This window comes from Mycolicibacter minnesotensis, assembly GCF_010731755.1.
In the GTDB taxonomy this organism is placed as follows: domain Bacteria; phylum Actinomycetota; class Actinomycetes; order Mycobacteriales; family Mycobacteriaceae; genus Mycobacterium; species Mycobacterium minnesotense.
Genome location: NZ_AP022589.1, coordinates 533,297 through 556,544, shown reverse-complemented (window position 1 = coordinate 556,544; position 23,248 = coordinate 533,297). Strand labels below are relative to the sequence as shown.

Below are 23,248 nucleotides of genomic sequence, written 5' to 3'. Positions count from 1 at the left end.
CGATCTCGCCGCCTGCTGCGCTCATCGGTCCACTCCGCCCATGACCGGGTCGATGCTGGCGACCGCGGCGATGACGTCGGCGATCAGCCCGCCTTCACTCATGGCGGCCACCGCCTGCAGGTTGGTGAATGACGGGTCCCGGTAGTGCACCCGGTAGGGGCGGGTGCCGCCGTCACTGACCATGTGCACCCCCAGTTCGCCGCGGGGCGACTCGACCGAGACGAACACCTGCCCCGGCGGAACCCAGAGGTCCTCGGTGACCCGTTTGAAGTGGTGGATCAGTCCCTCCATCGAGTGGCCCATGATCCAGCCGATGTGCTCGCGCGAGTTGCCCTGCCCGTCGGGGCCGATGGTCAGATCGGCCGGCCACGCGATCTTGCGATCGGAGACCATGACCGGCTCTCCCTGCAGCTTGGCTAGCTTCTCCACACACTGTTCGACGATTTTCAGGGACTCCTTGATCTCTGCGATGCGGATCAGGTAGCGGCCGTAGGCATCACAGCCGTCATCGGTGATCACCTCGAACTCGTAGTCCTGGTACCCGCAGTACGGTTCGGCGCGTCGCACGTCATAGGGCAGGCCTGTCGAGCGCAGCACCGGACCGGTGATGCCCAGCGCCATGCAGCCGGTCAGATCCAGGTAGCCGACCCCTCGGGTGCGGGCCTTCCAGATGTAGTTCTCGGTCAGCAGGTCCTCGATGTCCTTGAGCCGCTTGGGCATCAGCTTGAGAAAGTCGCGAATCATCGGGACCGCCTCATCGGGCAGATCCACCGACACCCCGCCGGGCCGAATGTACTGATGGTTCATCCGTAGGCCGGTGATCGCCTCGAAGATGTCGAGCACCAGCTCACGTTCCCGGAAACCGAACAGCATCACCGTGAGCGCACCGAGCTCCATGCCGCCGGTCGCAAGCGCGACCAGGTGCGAGGACATCCGGTTGAGTTCCATCATCAGAACCCGAATGACGCTGGCGCGTTCGGGAATGTCCTCGGTGATCCCGAGCAGCTTCTCCACGCCCAGGCAGTAGGCGGTCTCGTTGAAGAACGGCGACAGGTAGTCCATCCGGGTCACAAAGGTGACGCCTTGAGTCCAGTAGCGGCTTTCCAGATTCTTCTCGATACCGGTGTGCAGATACCCGATGCCGCAACGGGCTTCGGTCACCGTCTCGCCCTCGAGTTCCAGGATCAGTCGCAGCACGCCGTGCGTCGACGGGTGCTGGGGGCCCATGTTGACGACGATGCGCTCGCCGGGGTCGGCCGCCTTGGCGGCCTCCACCACCTGATCCCATTCCTGCCCACCGACATTGAGAACGGTGCGCGGCGTGTCGGTGCTCATTACTTGTACGCCCTCCGCTGGTCTGGCGGCGGAATCTGCGCGCCCTTGTATTCCACCGGGATGCCACCCAGTGGGTAGTCCTTGCGCTGCGGGTGGCCGTGCCAGTCGTCGGGCATCTCGATCCGGGTCAGCGACGGATGTCCGTCGAAGATGATCCCGAAGAAGTCGTAGGTCTCTCGCTCGTGCCAGTCGGTGGTCGGGTACACCGCGAACAGCGAGGGAATGTGCGGATCCGCATCGGGTGCAGCGACTTCCAACCGGACACGGCGGTTGTGGGTGATGGATCGCAGCGGGTAGACCGCATGCAATTCGCGGTCGGTGTCGGCGGGGTAGTGCACGCCGGAGACTCCCAGGCTGAGCTCGAAACGCAGCGCCGGCTCATCGCGCAGCAATTGGGCCACCTTGGGTAGCGCAGCGCGGTGGATGTAGAGGGTCAGCTCGTCGCGGTACACCACGACTTTCTCTACGGCGTCGGTGAATACGATGCCGGTGCGCTGCATGGCCTCGGCAAGGGTGTCGACAAGTTCGTCGAAATAGCCGCCGTAGGGCCGCGGGGTCTCGCCGGGAAGGGCGGCCTCGGTCACCAGACGCCCGTAGCCGGACGTGTCGCCGGTTCCCGTGGCGCCAAACAGTCCGTGGCGGACCTTGATCACGTCGTCGGACGCACCTGCGCCCGCATCGTCTGTCTCGTTCACCGCAGCAACCCCTTCAGCTCCCAGGTCGACGGTGCTGAAAGGGCGGCCTGCTCGGTCGCGGTGATCGCCTGCTCCCGGTTGACGCCCAGGGGCATCGAACGAATTTTCTCGTGCAGCTTCAGGATTGCGTACATCAGCATCTCCGGCCTGGGGGGACACCCGGGGAGGTAGATGTCGACCGGGACGATATGGTCAACCCCTTGCACGATCGCGTAGTTGTTGAACATGCCCCCCGACGACGCGCAGACGCCCATGGACAGAACCCATTTGGGTTCCACCATCTGGTCGTAGATCTGGCGCAGTACCGGTGCCATCTTCTGGCTGACCCGGCCCGCCACGATCATCAGGTCGGCCTGGCGTGGGGAGGCCCGGAATACCTCCATGCCGAACCGGGACAGGTCGTAGTCGGGTGCCATCGTCGACATCATCTCGATGGCGCAGCAGGCCAAGCCGAAAGTTGCCGGCCACAGCGAGCCGGTGCGGAAGTACCCGGCTAAGTCTTCCACGGTGGACAGCAGGAGACCGCTGGGGAGTTGCTCTTCTAATCCCATTTCCTAAGCCCGCCTAATCCCAATCAATCCCAGTTCAGACCGCCGCGTCGCCAGACGTAGGCGTAGGCGACGAACACGATGACGGCGAACAACACCATTTCGATGAGCGCGAACACCCCGAGTCCGTCGAAAGCAACGGCCCAGGGGTAGAGAAAAACGATCTCGATGTCGAAGACGATGAACAGCATCGCGGTCAGGTAGTACTTCACCGGGAAGCGCTGTCCGGACGGGGCGTGTGGCCCGCTGACCGGCTGGTCAGTGGGCTCGATGCCACACTCGTAGGCCTCCAGTTTCGACCGGTTGTAGCGGGACGGACCCACCAGCGTGGTGGCGACCACGGAGAATACGGCGAAACCGGCGGCGAGCGCGGCGAGGACCAGGATCGGCAGGTACAGGTTCATGCTCAGTGACGTAGTTCCCTTCCGGGCGCCGATGTGACTTCAGGCACAGCCTAGCCCGAGGCAACCAGGCGGTTGGGAAGAATTCGAAATTGCCGACAACTGTGACGGGCATCACCTGTAGCGGTAACGGGGACAGGGGAATTCGCAGCTGAGGCTGCCCTAACCCCGGCAGTTCAGCGAGGCTCGACGTAGGAGAGGGGAAGCTGGGACTGCCGTGTGGGTTGGGCAGTTCAGCGAGGCTCGACGTAGGAGAGGGGAAGCTGGGACTGCCGTGTGGGTTGGGCAGTTCAGCGAGGCTCGACGTAGGAGAGGGGAAGCTGGGACTGCCGCGCTAACGTGGCGTCGGTGTGCGGAGCAGGCCGAGGACGGCGTGGCTCAATGCCATCGGGTCCAACGGGTGGGAGACCGCGGCGTCGGCGTGCGACCACTTGGCGAGCCACGCGTCGTCGGCGCGGCCGGTCAGCACCAGGATCGGAGGGCAGGGGGTGATCTCGTCCTTGAGCTGTTTGCAGATGCCCATCCCGCCCGCCGGAGTGGCCTCGCCATCCAGGATGGCCAGGTCGATCCCACCGGCGTCCATCTGACGGATCACCACCGGTTCGGTTGCGACCTCGACATAGCTCAGTTCCGGTAGGTCCGGGTGCAGCCGCTTGCCCAGCGCGGCGATCACCTGGGCGCGGGTCGCGGCGTCGTCACTGTAGACAAGGATTCGCAGCGCAGCGGTGGAGTCGGACACGATGCAGATGCTACTGCGCGCACCCCCCCATACATCGGGTTTTGGGTAGCACTGTCGAAGTGGTTGTCGCGCAGTCACTCTACGGGCTATTGGGCATATCCCGGATGGTCGATGTCGAGTCGATGCCTCACCAGCGTGTACAGGCAGGCGGTGAGCGCTTCGGGTCGGTCATCGAAGTCACCGGCTCGGATCGCAGCAGCCAGCTGCGCTTCGTCGGTGAAGCCCAGACCGGTCAGCGCGTCCAGGACCACGGTGCTGGTGGTGTCGTTGAGCTCTCGCTCGACGATACGCAGCGCGTTGGCGGCCACCCGGGCGTGGAAGCGGACCTGGCCGTCGGTGGCAGCGTCGCCGGCACGGTTCACCAGCGCCGTGTCCAGAAACTCGGTCACCGCCGCGACGAGTTCGGCAGCGGTGGGCCGGCGCTCTCCGGCGCTCACGGCCGGACCCCGTCGAGCAGTCTCAGCAGGTCCCACTCGGTTTCGGATACCCGCCGGCCGATGGTGGCCAGTTCGACCGAGCGGGTTTGGCCGCTGAGGTGACGCTGCGCCTGGTAGCGGCAGATGATGCCCCACCGCAGCGTGCCCAACAGCAACCACCAGTCGAAGCGGCCGGGGTCTACCTGGATGCCGGTGGCCTGCGCATAGGCGGTCAAGAGTGAATCGACATCGCCGAGTCCGCCGGCGGCGCGTTCTGGCGGCGCACCGAACCGCCAGGCGCGCAGGCAGAACCAGGCGAGGTCCTCGACACCGTCGCCGAGGTGTACCAGCTCCCAGTCCAGTACGGCGGCCAGGTCGCCGGCGCCGGAGACCATGAGGTTGCCCATCCGGAAGTCGCCGTGCACCAGCTGGATGGGTGCGGGCGCTGGCCGGTTCGCGGCCAGCTTGCGCAGGGCCCACTCGAAGGGGGCGGTTGTGTCGGGCAGGGCATCGAGCTGGGCCCGACATGCGGACAGCTGGTCGTCGGCGCTGAGCGTGCCGGTACCGGGGTCGGCTCGATGGATGGCGCCCAGCGCCTGGGCGCACTGGCTCAACAGGCGCGCGCGCCCGGCATCATCGAGCTGGCGCTCGATGCGGCGCACCACCGTCTCGCCCTCGATCAGATCGCAGATCAGATACGGATTCCCCAGTGCCGCAGGGGAGTTATCGGCGATCAGCACGTTCGGTACCGGAGCGCCGGACTTGCCCGCGACGCGTTGCGCGTGGGCCTCGAGCTCCATGCTGGCATAGAGCTCCTCGAGCGGGCCGGTCCGCAGAATCAACGAGCGGCGCGCCTCGGAGCCGATCACGGCATCGAACGCCCAGGTCACACGACTGGCCCCGCCAGTCAAGGCGCGGAGATCCTCGACCGCCACGGGGCCCAAGACCGGTGCCAGCACGTCGGCCAGCCGGTCTGCCAGCTGCTGGGCGGTCATCGCCGGCGGTCGAACCCGAATAGGCGCTGTGCGATCCTGCGGATCTGGATCTCCTCGGCGCCCTCGGTGATCCGGTAGCGGCGGTGGTGCCGGTAGATGTGCTCGAACTGTTCGTGGCGGGTGTAGCCGATGCCGCCGTGAATCTGGATGGCGCGGTCGGCGGCCTCGCACACCAGTCGGTTAGCACGGTAGTTGGCCATCGACACCTTGTCGGAGACCTCCAGGTGGTGGTCGCGGTCCAGGTGCCAGGCCGCATAGTTCACCAGTAGGCGCACCATCTGGGCTTCGGTCTGCAGTTCGGCAAGTGGCCACTGCACCGCCTGATTGACCGACAGCGGCTTGCCGAACACGATGCGTTGCCGGGCGTACTCTGCGGCCCGGTCGATGCAGTACTGGGCTGCGCCCAGGCTGGAGGCTGCCTGGCGGATCCGATTCTCGTGCAGGAATGTCTGTGCCACCTCAAGGCCGCCGTCGACCTCACCGAGCACCGCGGTGGCGGGCACCCGGACATTACGCAGTTCGACCTCGCCATGGTCGGTAGGCATATTGAAGGTCCACCAGTAGAACGGAACGCTGAATCCCGGTGTGTCGGTGGGAACCAGGAAGGCGGTGATGCCGCGTGCCGAACCGGCCTCGCCGGAGGTGCGGGCGAACACCAGGTCATGGGTGGCCCGATGAACGCCGGTGTTGAACCGCTTGGCGCCGTTGATCACCCAGGTATCGCCGTCGAGCTCAGCGCGAGTCTCCAACCAGGTGGCGTCCGAACCGTGGTCCGGTTCGGTCAGGCCGAAGGCCATCGAACGCTCACCGGTGATCATGGCTTGGGAGAACTCGCGGCGCTGTTCGTCGGTGCCGAACCGCTCCATCATGATCACCTGGGGGAAGTTCCCGACGATCGACGACTCATCCTGCAGGTCGTTGTGCAGACCCAAGCCCTTGTGCGCCAGGTGTTCCCGGATCACCGCCATGTCGACGTTGGTGCCGTCGCGGCCACCCAGGGAAGCCGGCAATCCGTATCGCAGCCAGCCGGCGGCGTCGGCGCGGCGGCGCATCTCATCGAGTAGCTCCTCCCACTCGCGCCGAGGTGTGCCGTCGTTCTCCACATCGGTGCGGGCGAACTCGCGTCGGTGGTCGAAATACTGCATGTGCTCGGCCTGCAGCGGAGCGATCTCGCGCTCGATGAACTCGTCCATCTCGGCAAGCAGGCCGGGAAGGTGGTCCGGAAGTGTGAAATCCATGGCGGCTCCTAACAGTTCTCAGCGGTCAACGGCCGTACAGGGTCTTTCTCCAGATCGTCGCCAGTGTCGCGACCGCGTCACTGTCACTGATCTGCCAGCCCGGCCCCGAGGGCCCGACGAACACAACGGTGAAGTTTTCGAACAGCAGTGCAATGGCGGCCGCGATGTGGTCGGGGTTCAGGTCGACACCGTAGCCCTGCTCTTGGGCGTGCCGCACCGAGGCGGCGACGATCTCCATGCCGAACCGGCGGAACTCGTTCTGCAGGGCGGCGAACCGCTCGCTGGTGGCCGCCAGCTGCGCGACTGCGATCATGACGCCGATATTCGGCTTGAACATGGACCAGTAGGCGCTCGCCACCGACGCGAAGAACTCGGTGTCTTCCGGGGACTCCGGCAGTCGCATCTTGAGACCCGACGGCTCCACCACCTGGGTCAGAAACGACTCTGCCAACGCGGCCAGCAGGTCTTCCTTGTCGTGAAAGTAGCGGTACAGCACCGCGGTGGATTTGCCGGCCGCCGACGTGATGTCGGCCAGTGTGGTGCCATGAAAACCGCGTTCGGCAAACAGCTCTCGGGCGGCCTGCTCGATGGCGCCGCGCGTCACGCGGCCCTTCGAGCTGAGCTCCCGCTGGGTAGACATCGAGGCGCTCAGTCCCGCTTCCGGTCTCCGGCGGCCAGCAGTGCGCTCGGCAGCCCGTGGCCGACGACAGTGCTGGCCACGCCGGCGGCGGCGATGGCGGCATCCAGATCGATTCCGGTATCGATGCCGCAGTCGCCCAACAGGTACACCAAGTCCTCGGTGGCGATGTTTCCGGTGGCACCGGGAGCGAACGGGCAGCCGCCCAGGCCGCCGGCCGAGGAGTCGAGCCGGGTGATTCCCGCCTGCACTGCCGCGTAGGCGCAGGCCAAACCGGCTCCGCGAGTGTTGTGAAAGTGTGCTCCCAGCGGGATGCCGCCGATGATCGGCTGTACCGCAGCGATCAGATCGGTGACCCGCCGCGGTGTGGCGGTACCGATAGTGTCGGCGATGGCCAGCCTGTCGACCCCCAAAGCGCTTGCTGAGGAGGCTATTTCGGTGACGCGTGCGGGGTCTGTGGGGCCCTCGAACGGGCAGTCCCATGCGGTGGCGATGATGACCTCCACCGATGCGCCGGCATCGTGGGCGATACCGGCGATATCGGTGATGGCCGCGACGGCCTGTGCGGTCGGGCGCCCCACGTTGGCGGTGCTGAAGGCATCCGAGGCGCACACTACGTACTCGATGGACTTGAATCCGGCTGTCACCGCCCGGACCGCACCCCCGGGGCTTGCGACCAGCGCGGAGAACTCCAGATCGGGGTAGCGCCACAGTTCGGCGGCCAACTCGGCGGCATCGGCGAGAGCGGGGACCTTGGTCGGGGAGACGAACGAGGTGACCTCGACCTCGCGAACGCCGGTGGCGGCAATGGCGGCCAACAGTTCGAGTTTGGCGCTCAACGGGATCGGCGCTTCGATCTGCAGGCCGTCACGCAGCGCGACCTCGCGGATCGCGACGCGGCTAGGCAGCGTGCTCACAGCACTCCCTCCCTGCGTAGGGCGTCCAACTCCGCGCTGGTCTTGCCGAGCAGGTCGGCGTAGACCTCGTCGTTGTGTTGGCCCGGCCGGGCCGATCCGGCGTTGCGGATGGTGCCGGGGCTCTCCGAGAGCACCGGCATGACACCGGGTCCCAGCACGGTGCGTTCGGCGCCTTCGTCCCAGTGCTCGGCGAGCATGCCGCGCGCCCACAGTTGCGGGTCTTTGACCACCTCAGCGACGGTGTTGATGGGCCCGGAGATCACCCCAGCTTCGCTCAGGGTCGCGATGATGGCATCGGGTGCACGCTGGGCCGCCCATTGGCCGATGATCGCGTCGAGCTCGTCCTGATTGCGGCCGCGCGCGCCGTGATCGGCGAAGCGCGGGTCGGTCGTCAGCTCGGGTCGACCCATGGCCTGGCACAGCCGGGCGAACACGCTGTCCTGATTGGCGGCGATCACCACCCAGCTGCCGTCGGCGGACTGGTAGATGTTCGATGGGGCAATGCCTTCCAGCCGGGTGCCCGAGGGCCCGCGGACCACGCCGCCGACGTCATAGTCGGGGATGGTCGATTCCTGGATGGCCAAGCAGGATTCGGTCAGCGCGACATCGACCACCTGCCCCACGCCGGTGACTGTGCGGCGATACAGGGCGGCGAGTGCACCCTGGGCGGCGAACATGCCCGCGAGGCTGTCGCCGAGGGACAGTGCCAGCCGCGGCGGCGGCCCGCCCGGAAAGCCGTTCATATGCCGCAGCCCGCTGGCGGCTTCGGCCACCGAGGCATAGCCGGCCTTGTGGGCGTCTGGCCCTGTTTGGCCGTAGCCCGAGACCCGGACCAGGATGAGGCCCTTGTTGTGCTGATGCAGCACATCGAAACCCAACCCCCAGCGCTCCAGAGTGCCGGGACGGAAGTTCTCCACGACGATGTCGGATTTCTCGACGAGTTCGAGGAACAGGGCGCGGCCTTGAGCGGTACGCAGGTCGAGGGTGACGGCCTTCTTGTTGCGGGCGTGCACGGTCCAGAAGAAGTGGTGGCCGTCCAGTTCGGCCTGGCCCCAGGTGCGCAGCGGGTCGGGTCTACCGGGCAGTTCGATCTTGATGACTTCGGCACCCATATCGCCGAGCAGTCGCCCCGCGAACGGTCCGGAGATCAGCGTGCCTAGCTCCAGAACGCGGATGCCGTCCAGCGCACCAGTGGTGTTCATTCCGACGAGCCTACGAAATCATGCTGGGCCAGCCAATCACTGACGATCGTCACGGCCTGTCGCAGCGCGTCGCGCTGATCGGTCCCGGCGTAATAGTGGTTGGCGCCGGGGATTTCATGCATCGCCTTGTCGCCGGTGCCGATCGCCTCGAACAGACGGCGGGTGTGGCTGGGTGTGCAGGCGTCGTCGGCGGTGTTGCCGATCACCAGGGTGGGCACCGCGACATCTGCTCCGCAGACCAGTCCGTCGCCGTGGGCGTCGTCGTAGCTCCACTGCGACAGCCAGCTGCGCAGGGTGCAGAACCGGGCCAACCCGACCGGGCTCATATTCACCACCGCGGGCTCGCCCAGGTAGCAGCTGCCGGGGGTGCGGTCGTTGGGGTCGACTGTCGGGTCCAGCCAGCGCGGGTCGGCCATGGTGCCGTGGACGACGAAGCCGAACTCCTGATCGGTCAGCCCGGAATCCTTGAACTCGGCCAGCTTGGCCTTGACCCAGGCGGTGATCTTGCGGTTCCGCGCGATCTGGGCGGCCCGGTACCGGTCGAGGAACTCCGCGCTGTAGGGCGGCTGGTTGGGGTTGTCAGGGTTGTAGAGGTCCAGCTCCGGGTCACGCTTAGTCGGGTCGGACTCGTCGAGGATCGAGGCGTCCAGCCATTCGGTCAACGTGCCGTGGCGGCTGATGTGGGCGGCGAGCAACATCACGCCGTCGGCCGGGATCAGGTTCAGTTTCGTGAGGTCAGGGCCATCGCCGGAGGGGCTGGCCGTCACCGTCGGGTGCTGCGCCTGCTGTTGGTAGAACAGGGACAGCGAACCGCCGCCGCTCCAGCCGGCCAGCACCACTTTGCGATAGCCCAGGCGGTTCTTGGCGTCCTTGATGCACTCGCCGAGGTCTTCGACCACCTTCTCCATCAGCAGCGCGGAGTCGGTGCCACGGAATCGGCTGTTGCAGTAGATGACGTGGTGCCCGGCCCGGGCCAGGGCATTGACCATCGGCAGGTAGGCGCCGCCGCCGATCGGGTGCATGAACACCAGCACGGTGTCGCTGGGGGCGGACGTCGGGCGCAGCAGGTAGCTTTCCAACACAACCAGCTCGGCGACCCCGCCGTAGACGTCGCGGACACCCGAATTGTTCTGGTAGGCAATCAGGTAGGGGATGCGGTCGTAGTCGTGTTTGGCGCTCATGCGTGTTGTCCTAGGTCGGCGGCGAGAACTTCCGGTGAGGCGATGAGGCGGTGCCGGGTGTCGATGGCGATGACCTCCCAGTCGACCCGCTCGTAATCGTCGAACTTACGTCGCGAGCGCTCGCGGGCTTTCTCCGGTGCGCCGTGGTGCACGCCCTGGGGTGCGTGGCTGATCAGGCCCGGGGGCATGGGAATCCCGTAGAGCGATCCGCCGTGGAAGAACGCGATCTCGTCGAAGTCGACGTTGCGGTGATACCAGGGCGTGCGTTCGGTGCCTGGCACGGTTTCGGCGGGCTTGGGCAGGAAATTCATCACGTATACGCCGGTGGCCTGCATGAACAGGTGCACTGTCGGCGGCAGGTGCACGCTCTCCGACGTCACCACGTTGTAGTCGGCGATGTTGAACGAGAACGCGAAGTTGTCGCCGCGCCAGCCCTCGACGTCCATCGGATTGTGTTGGTAGTACAGCGTTGTCGGTCCGCCGTCGTGAATGAGCCGAACTTCGTACTGGTCGCGGCCGTCGTCGTCGATGGCGACGGGTTCGGGAATGACCACCAGAGAGGGGTCGAACGGGAAGTGCCGGCCAAGCGGCCCCGCCGGGGGCACCCGGAATTCTTCGGTCGCTTCGATGATCAACCAGGTGGACTCGGCTGCGGGGAGCTGACGCCACGTGGTCGCCTTGGGCAGGTAGAGCCAGTCGCCGGCGCGGTAGTCCAGTGGGCCGAATTCGGTCTCCAGCTTTCCGGACCCGGTGTGAACGAAGCAGAGCAGGTCGCCGTCGACGTAGCGGACGTAGTGCGGCATCTCTGCGGAGCGGCGGGACAGCCAGATGCGGCAGTCGGCGTTGCTGAACAACAGCAGCGGGTCGCCCGCGGGGTCGACGGCGTCGGTCGGCGCCAGGAGCCCGGCCAGGACGTCGACCGGCCGCAGCGGGCCTTCGGCGCGGTAGGCGGTGGGGTCGTGGCGTCGGTACATGTTCGCGGTGCGCCCGGTGAAGCCGCCGCGGCCCAGCTCGTCGTCTTTGAGGCCGTCGAGGTCAGCGTGGATGCGGCGCGGTGTGGTGCCTTTGCGCAGGTGGACGAAGGATTCCATCAGCGACTCCCCAGGGATCGGCGTCAAAAGTAAAAGCAACATTACTTTTTGTTTTCGATCGAGGCAAGGGGTGCCACACGCGTGTCCCAACGCAAGAATCGCACCGCGCGGGGAGCCCGCGGGTGCGATTCTTGAGCCTGCTGACCGGGAGTGGCCGGCTACTTCAGCTGGGCCGACGTCAGGCCCAGCAGTCGGCGGGCCACCACCAGCAGCTGGATCTGTTGGGTGCCTTCGAAGATGTCGAGGATCTTCGAGTCGCGGCTCCACTTCTCCAACAGAGTCTGCTCGGAGTAGCCCAGAGTGCCGGCCATCTCGACGGCCTTGAGGGTGATGTCGGTGGCGACCCGGCCGGCCTTGGCCTTGCCCATCGACGCCTCTTTGGAGTTGGGGATGCGGTTGTCGGCCTGCCATGCCGAGCGCAGCGTCAGCAGGTTCGCCGACTCCCAGTCGGCTTCCATACGCAGGAACTCCGCGGCCGGTGCGCTCTGGGCGTGCGCCGGCTTGTCGTAGCAGATCTCGATGCCCGCCGCGGTGAGCAGCTTGCGCAGCTCCTCCAGCGCGGCGCGCGCGACCCCGACCGCCATCGCAGCCACGATCGGCCGGGTGTTGTCGAAGGTTTCCATGACCCCCGAGAAGCTCTTCTCGGTGTTGATCTCCGGGCTGCCCAGCAGGTTGTCCTTGGGGATGCGGGCGTTGTCGAAGCGGATCACCGCGGTGTCGGAGGCCTTGATGCCCAGCTTGTGCTCCAGGCGTTCGACCGTCACGCCGGGATGCTCACGCGGCACGATGAAGGACTTGATCGCCGCCCGTCCCAGGGCCTTGTCCAGCGTCGCCCACACCACGATGTGGGTGCAGCGCGATCCGGCGGTGACGAAGATCTTCTCGCCGTTGATCACATACTCGTCGCCGTCGAGGGTGGCCGTCGTGCTGACCGCCGCGGAGTCCGAGCCGAAGCTCGGTTCGGTGATCGCCATGGCGGCCCACACCTTGCCCAGACGCGCGAGCTGCTCGTCGGTGGCGACACCGGAGATGGCCGCATTGCCGAGGCCCTGATAGGGCACCGACAACATCAATGCGACGTCGCCCCAACTCATCTCGAGTACCTGCAGCATCGCCGCCATGTTGGACGCGTTGCGGTTCCCGGTCTGCTCCCCGGAAGCGCGGAATGCCTCGGCGCCGGCCATCGCGTTGTCGCCGGTTCCAGAGACGCCGTCGAACAGCGACTCAAGAGTGTCCAGCTCGACCGGATAGGCGTGTTCGCGCGCATCGTATTTGCGCGAAATGGGGCGCAATATCTCCGCCGCGCCGGCGTGGGACATCTCGATGACTTCGCGCATTTTGCGGGGCAGTTCCAGATTGATTGCCATGATCAGACTTTCGTTTTCGCAGCAGATGGGTTGGGTGGCTGGGGAGGGCTCAGATGACCAGAACGCCCTCGGCGATGCCGAGCGCCCGAAGATCCCGGTACCAGCGCTCCACCGGATGCTCCTTGGTGTAGCCGTGGCCGCCGAGCAGCTGCACCCCGTCCAGGCCGATCTGCATGCCCTTGTCGGTGGCGATCCGCTTGGCCAGCGCGGCTTCTCTGATGAACGGCAGACCCTGCTCGCACCGTGACGCACCGCGCCAGGTCAGCAGGCGCAGCCCGTCGAGCTCGATGGCGATATTGGCGCACATGAACGCCACCGACTGGCGGTTGGCGATCGGCTCGCCGAACGCCTCGCGCTCCTTGATGTAGGGCATCACGTGGTCCAACACTGCGTGGCTGGTGCCCACAGCCAGCGCGGCCCAGCCCAGCCGGGACAGCGCGATGGCCTGCGAGTAGTCGGAGTCCTCGGCTCCCTCCTCGCCGAGGCGGGCGGTGAGGGGCACCGACACCTTGTTCAGCTCGATCTGGCCCAGTGCGGCGGCGCGAAGACCCATGCTGGGGTCGGCCTTGACGGTCAGGCCGGGCGCCGAGGATTCGACGATGAACAGCGCGGGCTTGCCGTTGAGCTGGGCGGCCACGATGAACAGTTCGGCGTCAGCGGCAGCTGGAACCAAGGACTTCACGCCGTCGAGCCGGTAGCCGCTGGGGGTGCGCACCGCGGTGGTCTTGAGGTTGGTCGGATCGAACAGCGCATGCGGCTCGACGATCGCGACACAGGCCTGCGGAACCTTCTCCCCGGCGAACTCCGGCAGGTAGGTGGCCTGCTGGTCGGCGCTGCCCCAGTGGGTCAACGCCGAAGCCACCCCGCCGGGGGCCAGGATCGGCAGCGCCAGGCCCATGTCGCCGTAGGCCAGCGCCTCGGCCACCAGCACGTTGGTGACCGCCGAGCGGTGGGCGGCGATCCCGTCGAACTCCTCGGGGATGTTGATCGCCGTGATGCCCAATTCGGCTGCTTTGCCGAGCAGCTCGCGCGGGTAGTCGAGGGCCTCGTCGGCGTCGTGGGCCGCCGGCCGCAGCAGCTCGGCCGCGAACTCCTCGACAGTGTCGATGATCATCTGCTGATCGTCATCGGGGGTTAGGTCGAAGTAATCAGCGCCTTTGGCGCCTGCACCGCCTTCGCTGGGGGCGCTGAGCCGAGCCGGTGCCTTGCCCAGGCCCTGGACCTTCTTGAATTGGCGGGTCGAGGCTCCGGCGGCCGAAAACACCGTCTTCACGCCATGGTTGAGCCCCCGGTTCAGTGGCTCGCGAAGGCGGTAGCGGTCCAGAAAGTCCCGCCTGGCTAGTGGCATGACCAGCGACAGGGCTGCCGCCATCGGGGTGCGCTTGTGCGGAACCGACCCGACGCCGCTGGCGCGGCTGTTCAGCCGGACCTTTGAGCCGTTGGTGGCGGGGGCGATATCAGTCATGTCAGAGCCTCACTCGAGGGAAGTATCGATGAGGACACCTTACTCCGAAGTAAGATGACTCGTAAGTAAGGTGTGACGTAGTCCTCAGGCGTCGACGTCAGACATAGCCCCGCACCGCCCCCGCGGACTGGCAGTTCAGTCCGCGGTCAGCGCCGCCATGACCTGCCGGTGTAGGGCGGGGTTGGCGGCGACGGCGCAGTTGCCATGCGGCCCCGGATTGCCGGACAGGTCGGTGAACACTCCACCGGCCTCGCGCACCACGATGTCGACGGCAGCCAGGTCCCAGACCGACACCGCCGGCTCGATCGCCGCGTCCACCGCACCCTCGGCGACCAGGCAGTAGGCCCAGAAATCGCCGTAGGACCGGGCCCGCCAGACCGACGCGGTCAGATTCAGGAACTGCTCCCGCAGGCCGCGGGCCTCCCAGTAGTTCAGCCCGGCGAACGTCAGGCTCGACGAATCCAGATCGGTCACCGCCGACACCGACAGTCGTCGCGCCGGTGCCCCGGCGACCGACCCGAACGCGCCCTGACCGCTCGTCGCCCACCAGCGCCGGTGCAGCGCCGGGGCGCTGATCACCCCGAGGATCGGCACACCGTCGTGCAGCAGGGAGATCAGCGTGGCCCACACCGGCACCCCGCGCACGAAATTCTTGGTGCCATCGATCGGGTCGATGATCCATTGACGCCCGCTGAAAGCGGCAGTGCCACCGAACTCCTCGCCCAGAATCTGGTCCTGCGGACGCTCGGCTGCCAGCACCTCACGCAGCGCGGTTTCGACGGCCTGGTCGGCATCGGTCACCGGGGTGAGGTCGGGCTTGGTGTCGACCCGCAGGTCCAGTGCACCGAACCGCGCCAGGCTGATTTCGTCCGCCCGGTCGGCCAAGGCCAGGGCGAGGGAGAGGTCGTCATCGAGATTGTCGTTGATCTGCGCCATGGCGAAAGTCCTACCATGGCCGCATGTGGGAGATCGGAGCGCTGCTGTTACTGCTGGCTGTGATGGGCGTTTTTCTGGCGCCGCGGTTCGTGCGTTCGGGGCCAGGCCGGGAAGCCCTCGAGGGCACCGTCCTGATCACCGGCGTCAGTCCGCGCCCGGAGGCCACCGGTGCCCAGTTCGTCACGATCAGTGGCGTTCTGCACGGTCCCTCGATCGCCGAACATGACGTCTACCGGCGCTTCGCGGTCGACGTGAACACGTGGCCCAGCGTCGGCGAGCTGCTGCCGGTGCGGTATTCGCCGCGCAACCCCGACAACTGGAGCCCGATCGCGCCACCGTCCACGCCACCGGGGGAGTGAGCTCGGCGATTACTGCGGCTGCGACTCCGGCAGCGGAACCACGTGCGACCTCAGTTCCACCGCATCGCAGTCGGGGCAGGATTCCTGCGCACTCGGCCCGTGCCCGACCCGCAACATCTCCTCGACGCTGGCCAGCTTGACCCGGGGCCGGCCATGCGGCTCACCGAGGGAACGCTCGTGGGCGTCGATCAGCTGCCAATGTTCGGCGGTGACCAGATGCGGTTGGCGAGACAGGAGCCAGCGGTGCAGCTGCACCTCGTGGTCGGCGTCGCGGTCGGGCAAACCCGTTTCGGCCACCCGGGCGGCCAGATCGGCGGCGAGGGTATCGACAGTGGCCTGCGAGTCGCTCTTGTTGGAACCGATGACACCCGAAGGCCCCCGCTTGATCCAGCCGACCACGTATTCGTTGTCGGCGCCCTCGATGCGTCCGGCGGTGTGCGGGATCGTGCCGCTGCGCTCGTCGAACGGCAGACCCGGGATGGGAACCCCGCGGTAACCGACCGAGCGCACCACCAGCTGGGTGGGCAACACTTCGCGCTCACCGGTGTCGCGTGCGCTGACCCAACCCTGATCATCGGTGACCAACTCGTTGCGGCCCAGCACGATCTCCTCGACCCGGCCCTCGCCGCGGATCTCAATCGGTGAGGTGGCGAATCGGAACACGATCCGGCGATGACCCGGGCGCAGCGGGCGCCCGACGTAGGTGCGCAACACCTTGACGTTCTGCTTGGGATGCTTGGGGGCCGCCTCGATGTCCTCGTCGGTGATCCCGGCGAACTCCGCGGCCTCGATCACCACATCCACGTCGTCGAGCCCCTTGAGGTCGCCGAGCTCGCGCAGTTCGGGGCTGCTGAAGGTGGCCTGTAGTGGGCCGCGCCTACCGACGATCACCACCTCTTCGATGCCGCGCGGTCCCAATGCGTCCAGGGCGTGGTCAGCGATGTCGGTGCGGCGCAGCTCGTCGGGCTGACTGACCAGAATGCGGGCCACGTCCAGGGCCACATTGCCGTTGCCCACCACGATGGCGCGACTGCAGCTCAGGTCGGGTGCGTGGTCGGCGAAATGCGGATGCGCGTTGTACCAGCCGACGAAGTCCACCGCGGCGACGCTGCCGGGCAGATCCTCCCCGGGGATGCCCAATTGCCGATTCGACTGTGCTCCGATCGCGTAGATCACCACGTCGTAGCGCTCGGCCAGCTCCGCCGGCGTCACATGCTCGCCGACGGTCACGTTGCCGTAGAACCGGAATCGCGGATCGGCCGCGGTCTTCTCAAACTGTGCGCTGATCGACTTGATCTTCGGGTGATCGGGCGCCACTCCTGAGCGCACCAGGCCCCACGGCGTCGGCAGCATCTCCAGCATGTCGATGCGCACGTCGATCTCACCGCCCGCGGCCAGCTTCAGCAGGGATGCCGCGGCAAAGTAACCCGATGGGCCGGAGCCGACGATCGCGACGTGATAGGGCCGCATCCTCGAACCTTCTTTCTGCTCGGAAGTCGCGCATGCACCCGCGTAACCCCGATGCTAGAGGTCGCACCCCAAGGGTCGCCGGTAACCTCGACAAACGTGGAACCTGACCGCCAGCCCGACATTGCCGCCCTTGACACCACCTTGACCACGGTGGAGCGGGTGCTGGACGTCGACGGACTGCGCAGCCGTATTGCCGACCTCGAGCGCGACGCGTCCGACCCGAATCTGTGGGATGACCAGACGCGCGCCCAGAAGGTGACCAGCGAGCTGTCACACGCCCAGGCCGAGTTGCGCCGGGTGGAGGGGCTGCGCCAACGCGTCGACGATCTCCCGGTGCTCTATGAGATGGCGGCTGAGGAAGAAGGTTCGGCGGGCGCCGACGCGCTGGCCGAAGCCGACGCCGAACTGGCCAAGCTGCGCGAAGACATCGACGCCTTGGAGGTCCGCACCCTGCTCTCGGGTGAGTACGACGAACGTGAGGCGCTGGTCACGATCCGCTCCGGCGCGGGCGGCGTGGACGCCGCCGACTGGGCCGAGATGCTGATGCGGATGTACATCCGCTGGGCCGAGCAGCACAACTACGGCGTCGAGGTGTTCGACACCTCCTACGCCGAAGAAGCCGGGATCAAAAGCGCGACGTTCGCGGTGCACGCACCTTTCGCCTACGGCACCCTGTCGGTGGAACAAGGCACCCACCGGCTGGTACGGATCAGCCCGTTCGACAACCAGGGGCGTCGGCAGACCTCGTTCGCCGAAGTCGAGGTGTTGCCGGTGGTGGAGACCACCGACCACATCGACATTCCCGAGGGCGACGTCCGCGTCGACGTCTACCGCTCCAGCGGCCCCGGCGGTCAGTCGGTGAACACCACCGACTCCGCGGTGCGCCTGACGCACATCCCCAGCGGGATCGTGGTCACCTGTCAGAACGAGAAATCGCAGTTGCAGAACAAGGTTTCGGCGATGCGGGTGCTGCAGGCCAAGCTCATGGAGCGTAAGCGGTCCGAAGAACGCGCCGAGATGGACGCACTCAAGGGCGACGGGGGCAGCTCGTGGGGCAACCAGATGCGCTCCTACGTGCTGCACCCTTACCAGATGGTCAAGGACCTGCGCACCGAGTACGAGGTCGGCAACCCGGCCGCGGTCCTCGACGGCGACATCGACGGCTTCCTGGAGGCCGGCATCCGCTGGCGCAACAGGCCGGAAGAGGACTGACCCTCATGACCTTGGCCTTTTCTCCGGGGCAGCGCTGGAGCGAGTTGTGGCGCGGTGAGATCGGTGAATGGGTCATCACCAAGGGACTGCGGATCGTCCTGCTGCTCATCGGGGCGGTGCTGGCCTCGCGCTTCATCACCTGGACGGCACAGCGGGTGACCCGCCGGCTGGAACACGGTTTTGCCACCAGTGACGCGCTGGTGCGTTCGGAGGCGTCCAAGCACCGTCAGGCCGTCGCCTCGGTGATCTCCTGGGTGTCGGTGGTGCTGCTGTGCGTCGTGGTCGGCGTGCAGATCACCACCATCCTCGACATCCCGATCGGATCGTTGGTGGGACCTGCAGCCGTCATAGGTGGCGCGATCGGCTTCGGAGCGCAGAAGCTGGTGCAAGACCTCCTCAGCGGATTCTTCATCATCACCGAAAAGCAATACGGCTTCGGTGATCTGGTGCAGCTGTCGATGACCGGGGCGCCGACGGAGGCGCTGGGCACCGTCGAGGAGGTGACGCTGCGGGTGACCAAGCTACGGACCCCCAACGGCGAGGTGTTCACCGTCCCCAACGGCAACATCGTCCGCTCGCTGAACTTGTCCAAGGACTGGGCGCGTGCCGTAGTCGACATTCCCGTGCCTAGCAGCGCCGACCTGACTCGGGTCAACGAAGTGCTGCACCAAGTGTGTGAGCACGCCCGCGAGGCCGATGCGCCGCTGCGGGATCTGTTGCTGGACCAGCCCTCGATGATGGGCGTGGAGAGCCTGGAGGTCGGCGTCGTCAACCTGCGGATGGTGGCGCGGACGCTGCCCGGCAAACAGTTCGAAGTGGGACGACGGTTGCGGATCCAGGTGGTGCAGGCGCTGGCCTCGGTCGGTGTCGCTGCCGCTGGCGAGGTGAAGCCGGTGCAGACGCCATGAAACTGCGCGTAGGAAAGCCCGACGAGCCGCCGGCCCGGGCCGGTGAGTCCCGATGGAAATGGCCGTCGCACCTGTTCGGCGGCCGGGTCCGCACCTCCACGGTGGTGCTGATCATCGCTTTCGGCGCGGTGTGGTGGGTCTACGGCACCTACCGTGAGGAACCGAAGCCGCCACCCGCCCCACAGGTGGTGCCGCCGGGTTTCATCCCCGACCCGGCCTATACCTGGGTGCCGCGCACCAGGCTCCAGCAACCACCGGTGACCATCACCGAGACCGTCACGCCCACACCCACCACGGTCGAGACGCCCCCGCCCGAGGAGCCGCCGGTTGGCGAACCGCCGCCGCCGTCGCCGGTGCCGGGATTCCCGTTCTGCCCACCTCTGTGCCCGCCGCCCAGCCCGGTCCCACCCCCGGAGCCGGGGCAGGTCCCCCCGCCCGCCGAGGTGCCGCCCGTGCCGGGGCAGCCCGCACCCTCGGCTGCGTCCGGCGCGCCGACGCCGTCGGCTCCGCCCGGGCCCGTCGCACCACCGGGCTAAACTTCGTGCCGTGATGATCACGCTCGACCATGTCACCAAGCAGTACAAGTCGTCGGCCCGTCCGGCGCTCGACAATGTCAGCGTCAAGATCGACAAAGGCGAGTTCGTCTTCCTGATCGGTCCATCCGGCTCAGGCAAGTCCACGTTCATGCGGTTGCTGCTGGCCGAGGAGACACCCACCTCGGGTGACATTCAGGTGTCGAAGTTCCACGTCAACAAGCTCGCCGGCCGCCATATCCCCAGCCTGCGCCAGGTACTGGGGTGCGTGTTCCAGGATTTCCGGCTGTTGCAGCAGAAGACGGTGTTCGAGAACGTGGCCTTCGCGCTGGAGGTGATCGGCAAGAAGCCGGAGATGATCAACCGGGTCGTCCCTGAGGTTCTGGAGATGGTCGGGCTGTCAGGCAAGGCGAACCGGCTGCCCGGTGAGCTGTCCGGTGGTGAGCAGCAGCGTGTCGCGATCGCCCGGGCTTTCGTCAACCGGCCACTGGTGCTGATCGCCGATGAGCCCACCGGCAACCTCGACCCGGACACTAGTGAGGACATCATGGATCTGCTGGAGCGGATCAACCGCACCGGAACCACGGTGCTCATGGCGACCCACGACCACCACATCGTCGACTCGATGCGCCAGCGCGTCGTCGAGCTGTCGCTCGGGCGGTTGGTGCGCGACGAGCAGCGCGGTGTCTACGGAATGGACCGCTGACGTGCGCTTTGGTTTCCTGTTCAACGAGGTCCTGACCGGGCTGCGCCGCAACGTCACCATGACGGTGGCGATGATTCTCACCACGGCCATCTCGATCGGCCTGTTCGGTGGCGGATTGCTGGTGGTGCGTCTGGCTGACCAGTCCCGCAGCATCTACCTGGACCGGGTGGAGTCGCAGGTGTTCCTCAACCCCGACATCGCCGCCGATGACCCGAACTGCGATCAGCCGGCCTGTAAAGCGCTGCGGGAGCAGATCGAGACCCGCAACGACGTGAAGTCGGTCCGCTACCTCAATTCCGAGGATGCCTACGCCGACGCTATCCGGAAATTCCCCGAGTTCAAGGATGTCGCGAGCAAGGACTCCTTCCCGGCGTCGTTCATCGTCAAGCTGGACAACCCCGAGCAGAGCAAGGATTTCGACGCCGCAATGCAGGGCCAGCCCGGCGTGCTCAGCGTGCTCAACCAGAAGAAGCTGATCGACCGACTGTTCGCCGTGCTCGACGGGCTCAGCAGCGCAGCTTTCGCGGTCGCGCTGGTGCAGGCGGTCGGGGCGGTGCTGTTGATCGCCAACATGGTTCAAGTCGCCGCTTACACCCGGCGGACCGAGGTCTCGATCATGCGCCTGGTGGGTGCCAGCCGCTGGTACACGCAGCTGCCGTTCCTGGTGGAGGCGGTGCTGGCTGCGACGGTGGGTGTGATCATCGCGATCGTTGGATTGATGGTCGTGCGGGCCTTGTTCCTCGATAACGCGCTCAGCCAGTTCTATCAAGCGCATCTGATCGCACGGATCGACTACGCCGACATCCTCTACATCTCGCCGATCCTGCTGGTGCTGGGCGCGGCGATGGCCGCAGCCACCTCCTACGTGACGCTTCGGCTTTATGTCCGGCGGTAGTGATGGCTAAGAAGGCCTCGGACAAGGGCAAGGGCAAGAAGCCCGATAAGCAGATCGTCGCGTCGAATCGCAAAGCACGGCACAACTACTCGATTCTCGACGTCTACGAGGCCGGGGTGTCGCTGGTGGGCACCGAGGTGAAGAGTCTGCGCGCCGGTCAAGCCTCGCTGGTCGACGCATTCGCCACCGTCGACGACGGGGAGGTGTGGCTGCGCAACATGCACATCCCCGAATACCACCACGGCACCTGGACCAACCACGAGCCGCGGCGCACTCGCAAGTTGCTGTTGCACCGGCGCCAGATCGACATGCTGATCGGCAAGATTCGCGACGGCAACCTCACCCTGGTCCCGCTGTCGGTGTACTTCTTCGAGGGCAAGGTCAAGGTCGAATTGGCGCTGGCGCGCGGCAAGCAAGCCCACGACAAGCGCCAGGATCTGGCCAAGCGTGACGCGCAACGCGAAGTGACCCGGGCACTGGGGCGTCGCGCCAAGGGCATGTGACCGTCGCCGGGGGAATGAACCGGCGCCGATAAGTCGTTGGAACCGCGTACCATGAAGTGTCCGCCGAAAGCCGGTGGGCAAACACCCAGGACAGGGGGCTGAAAGGTTTCGACTGCGTGTGTCGAATCAAGGGAAGCGTGCCGGTGCAGGCAGGAGACCACCGTTAAGCGTCGCTGTAAACAAGTAAGCGCCAAGGCACTTACGCCGGCTAAGGTCGCTCTTCAGAGCGACTTCGCCCTCGCTGCCTAAGCGAGGCGGGCCTGTCAGACCGGGAGCTCCCTCGGCCCGGACCCTGGCATCGACTAGAGGGATCCACCTATACGTCCGGTCGCGGGATGTATCGGGACACCAACAGCGACTGGGATCGTCATCTCGGCTTGTTCGCGTGACCGGGAGATCCAAGTAGAGACATAGCGAACTGCGCACGGAGAAGTCTTGAGGGAATGCCGTAGGACCCGGGTTCGATTCCCGGCAGCTCCACCAGAATCAAAGCAGGCCAGAGGCTAAAAGCCCTGGCCTGTTTTGTTCTTCTGGCGGCAACTTTGTCGAGAATTGGGTGTCTTCATCACGACTTGGTGCGTTGGACCGCGCACTGCCCGCTGGGCCTTTGAACGTCGACTCCGGCTCGTTCCTGTGGAGACAAGTCCATAAAACTGTGATATTCCTTGTAGAACCGTGGCTAACTGTTCACTATTAGCTGACAACGAGCCCGGTCATGGTGGAAGTGTCTGGGGCTTTGGATCCAGCTGGATAAAGGACCTGTATATGAGCGGTCGCCGCAGCGTCGGTGGACAACGTCACTTTTCGCGCAGCGTCAAGTTGCGGCGCGTCGGAGCGGGGCACGGGGGCGCGCTGAGCGCCTTCCTGGCGTTCGGAGTGGCCTCGGTGATCACCGCGCCCGCCGCGCAGGCCGACGTCGATGACGTGATCATCGATACGGTCGCCACGCTGTTCGAGTCTTCGACGTGGGCCGACTCAGAAGCTCTGGGCGCAGCATGGGACACCCTGATTCTGCAAGACAACTGGGACGCCCTACTTGTGAATCTGGGTGACCCCAGCTTCGGCGCAGCACTGTTCAACGAGTATTTTTATGACCCCCTTCACACCACTATCAACACGTGGATCAGTGGTTCAGATGGCCAGCAGTTCGCTAGCTTCGTCAACTCGGTGTCTGGGCAGTACCTGATCGGCAACGGTGCTGAGGGAACAGCGGCCAACCCTGATGGCGGGAACGCTGGTCTGCTCTTCGGCGATGGTGGGCACGGCTACGGCTACAGCGGCAGCGGCGGCAACGCCGGATGGCTTTTCGGCAACGGCGGCAATGCTGGGTCCGCTGCGGCGACCGGTTCCGATTCGCCGACCATCATGTCGGCCGCCGAGGGCTCAAGCCCGATCGACGGCGCCCCTGGCGTCGGCGGCAACGCTGCGTTCCTCTTTGGCAATGGTGGCCACGGCACCAACGGTGGCGACGGCCAATTCGGCGGCAGCGGCGGCGCGGG

The 23,248-nt window shown here is 66.2% G+C and carries 24 protein-coding genes, 1 other RNA gene and 1 pseudogene; 8 read left to right on the top strand and 18 right to left on the bottom strand.

Going from position 1 to position 23,248, the window contains the following annotated elements:
• Window positions 1-21 precede the first annotated feature (21 nt).
• The 16 genes from G6N09_RS02815 to hisN all read right to left on the bottom strand — a co-directional run bounded on the left by G6N09_RS02815 (window position 22) and on the right by hisN (window position 15,163).
• On the bottom strand, window positions 22-1,335 hold the full coding sequence (locus tag G6N09_RS02815; RefSeq protein WP_083027801.1) for an NADH-quinone oxidoreductase subunit D: 1,314 nt from the start codon (window positions 1,333-1,335) through the stop codon (window positions 22-24).
• Window positions 1,335-2,030 carry an NADH-quinone oxidoreductase subunit C gene (locus G6N09_RS02810; RefSeq protein ID WP_083027800.1) on the bottom strand — a complete coding sequence of 232 codons (696 nt, stop codon included), beginning with the start codon at window positions 2,028-2,030 and terminating at the stop codon, window positions 1,335-1,337. Before G6N09_RS02810 ends, G6N09_RS02815 begins: the two co-directional genes overlap by 1 nt.
• On the bottom strand, window positions 2,027-2,581 hold the full coding sequence (locus tag G6N09_RS02805) for a NuoB/complex I 20 kDa subunit family protein (RefSeq protein WP_083027799.1): 555 nt from the start codon (window positions 2,579-2,581) through the stop codon (window positions 2,027-2,029). The genes G6N09_RS02810 and G6N09_RS02805 overlap by 4 nt, the downstream gene beginning before the upstream one ends.
• A 23-nt stretch (window positions 2,582-2,604) precedes the next feature.
• Window positions 2,605-2,982 (bottom strand): NADH-quinone oxidoreductase subunit A, encoded by a 378-nt coding sequence (locus G6N09_RS02800; RefSeq protein WP_083027798.1) that lies wholly within the window; start codon window positions 2,980-2,982, stop codon window positions 2,605-2,607.
• Window positions 2,983-3,313: 331 nt separating this feature from the next.
• Complete coding sequence (locus tag G6N09_RS02795) at window positions 3,314-3,718, bottom strand: Rv3143 family two-component system response regulator (RefSeq protein ID WP_083027797.1); 405 nt, start codon at window positions 3,716-3,718, stop codon at window positions 3,314-3,316.
• An 86-nt stretch (window positions 3,719-3,804) separates the two neighbouring features.
• Window positions 3,805-4,155 (bottom strand): DUF6285 domain-containing protein, encoded by a 351-nt coding sequence (locus tag G6N09_RS19785; RefSeq protein ID WP_109559027.1) that lies wholly within the window; start codon window positions 4,153-4,155, stop codon window positions 3,805-3,807.
• A complete protein-coding gene (locus tag G6N09_RS19780) occupies window positions 4,152-5,129 on the bottom strand; it encodes a phosphotransferase family protein (RefSeq protein WP_109559026.1) in 978 nt (325 codons plus the stop codon). The genes G6N09_RS19785 and G6N09_RS19780 overlap by 4 nt, the downstream gene beginning before the upstream one ends.
• Window positions 5,126-6,367 (bottom strand): acyl-CoA dehydrogenase family protein, encoded by a 1,242-nt coding sequence (locus tag G6N09_RS02785; protein ID WP_083027796.1) that lies wholly within the window; start codon window positions 6,365-6,367, stop codon window positions 5,126-5,128. Before G6N09_RS02785 ends, G6N09_RS19780 begins: the two co-directional genes overlap by 4 nt.
• A gap of 25 nt (window positions 6,368-6,392) precedes the next feature.
• Window positions 6,393-7,007, bottom strand: coding sequence for a TetR/AcrR family transcriptional regulator (locus tag G6N09_RS02780; RefSeq protein ID WP_083027795.1), 615 nt, complete (start codon window positions 7,005-7,007; stop codon window positions 6,393-6,395).
• A gap of 8 nt (window positions 7,008-7,015) precedes the next feature.
• The gene (locus G6N09_RS02775) at window positions 7,016-7,921 is read right to left on the bottom strand and encodes a hydroxymethylglutaryl-CoA lyase (protein WP_083027794.1); all 906 of its coding nucleotides are present in this window, start codon (window positions 7,919-7,921) and stop codon (window positions 7,016-7,018) included.
• Window positions 7,918-9,123 (bottom strand): CaiB/BaiF CoA transferase family protein, encoded by a 1,206-nt coding sequence (locus G6N09_RS02770; protein WP_083027793.1) that lies wholly within the window; start codon window positions 9,121-9,123, stop codon window positions 7,918-7,920. The genes G6N09_RS02775 and G6N09_RS02770 overlap by 4 nt, the downstream gene beginning before the upstream one ends.
• Entirely contained in the window at window positions 9,120-10,304 is a 1,185-nt protein-coding gene (locus tag G6N09_RS02765; protein ID WP_083027792.1) for an alpha/beta hydrolase family protein, read from the bottom strand. Before G6N09_RS02765 ends, G6N09_RS02770 begins: the two co-directional genes overlap by 4 nt.
• Window positions 10,301-11,395 (bottom strand): homogentisate 1,2-dioxygenase, encoded by a 1,095-nt coding sequence (locus G6N09_RS02760; RefSeq protein ID WP_083027791.1) that lies wholly within the window; start codon window positions 11,393-11,395, stop codon window positions 10,301-10,303. Before G6N09_RS02760 ends, G6N09_RS02765 begins: the two co-directional genes overlap by 4 nt.
• 158 nt (window positions 11,396-11,553) lie before the next feature.
• Complete coding sequence (locus G6N09_RS02755; protein WP_083027790.1) at window positions 11,554-12,762, bottom strand: acyl-CoA dehydrogenase family protein; 1,209 nt, start codon at window positions 12,760-12,762, stop codon at window positions 11,554-11,556.
• Window positions 12,763-12,811: 49 nt separating this feature from the next.
• Window positions 12,812-14,227, bottom strand: coding sequence for an acyl-CoA dehydrogenase family protein (locus tag G6N09_RS02750; protein ID WP_083027789.1), 1,416 nt, complete (start codon window positions 14,225-14,227; stop codon window positions 12,812-12,814).
• A gap of 135 nt (window positions 14,228-14,362) precedes the next feature.
• A complete protein-coding gene (hisN, locus tag G6N09_RS02745) occupies window positions 14,363-15,163 on the bottom strand; it encodes a histidinol-phosphatase (protein ID WP_083027788.1) in 801 nt (266 codons plus the stop codon).
• Between the two features lie 23 nt (window positions 15,164-15,186).
• Here hisN and G6N09_RS02740 point away from each other — a divergent pair, with 23 nt between their 5' ends.
• Window positions 15,187-15,522 carry a hypothetical protein gene (locus tag G6N09_RS02740; RefSeq protein WP_083027787.1) on the top strand — a complete coding sequence of 112 codons (336 nt, stop codon included), beginning with the start codon at window positions 15,187-15,189 and terminating at the stop codon, window positions 15,520-15,522.
• A 96-nt stretch (window positions 15,523-15,618) separates the two neighbouring features.
• On the opposite strand, the pseudogene G6N09_RS02735 reads toward G6N09_RS02740, so the two are convergent.
• A pseudogene (locus G6N09_RS02735) lies at window positions 15,619-16,992 on the bottom strand (FAD-dependent oxidoreductase); the annotation flags it as partial.
• A 96-nt stretch (window positions 16,993-17,088) separates the two neighbouring features.
• Between G6N09_RS02735 and prfB the strand changes: the two are divergent.
• From prfB to ssrA, 7 genes are all read left to right on the top strand, one after another.
• The gene (gene prfB, locus G6N09_RS02730) at window positions 17,089-18,204 is read left to right on the top strand and encodes a peptide chain release factor 2 (RefSeq protein WP_083027785.1); all 1,116 of its coding nucleotides are present in this window, start codon (window positions 17,089-17,091) and stop codon (window positions 18,202-18,204) included.
• A gap of 5 nt (window positions 18,205-18,209) precedes the next feature.
• Window positions 18,210-19,112: a mechanosensitive ion channel family protein gene (locus G6N09_RS02725; RefSeq protein ID WP_083027784.1), complete on the top strand. Its 903-nt coding sequence runs from the start codon at window positions 18,210-18,212 to the stop codon at window positions 19,110-19,112.
• Window positions 19,109-19,648, top strand: a complete 540-nt coding sequence (locus tag G6N09_RS02720; protein WP_244959513.1) for an Rv3103c family proline-rich protein — start codon at window positions 19,109-19,111, stop codon at window positions 19,646-19,648. The genes G6N09_RS02725 and G6N09_RS02720 overlap by 4 nt, the downstream gene beginning before the upstream one ends.
• 13 nt (window positions 19,649-19,661) lie before the next feature.
• On the top strand, window positions 19,662-20,351 hold the full coding sequence (gene ftsE, locus G6N09_RS02715; RefSeq protein ID WP_083024511.1) for a cell division ATP-binding protein FtsE: 690 nt from the start codon (window positions 19,662-19,664) through the stop codon (window positions 20,349-20,351).
• A 1-nt stretch (window position 20,352) separates the two neighbouring features.
• On the top strand, window positions 20,353-21,246 hold the full coding sequence (ftsX, locus tag G6N09_RS02710) for a permease-like cell division protein FtsX (protein WP_083024509.1): 894 nt from the start codon (window positions 20,353-20,355) through the stop codon (window positions 21,244-21,246).
• Window positions 21,246-21,749 (top strand): SsrA-binding protein SmpB, encoded by a 504-nt coding sequence (gene smpB / locus G6N09_RS02705; protein WP_407662636.1) that lies wholly within the window; start codon window positions 21,246-21,248, stop codon window positions 21,747-21,749. The genes ftsX and smpB overlap by 1 nt, the downstream gene beginning before the upstream one ends.
• A gap of 94 nt (window positions 21,750-21,843) precedes the next feature.
• Window positions 21,844-22,232: a transfer-messenger RNA gene (gene ssrA / locus G6N09_RS02700) on the top strand.
• A gap of 788 nt (window positions 22,233-23,020) precedes the next feature.
• Here the strand turns inward: ssrA and G6N09_RS19700 are convergent.
• Window positions 23,021-23,170 (bottom strand): hypothetical protein, encoded by a 150-nt coding sequence (locus tag G6N09_RS19700; RefSeq protein WP_163752635.1) that lies wholly within the window; start codon window positions 23,168-23,170, stop codon window positions 23,021-23,023.
• Window positions 23,171-23,248: the final 78 nt, after the last annotated feature.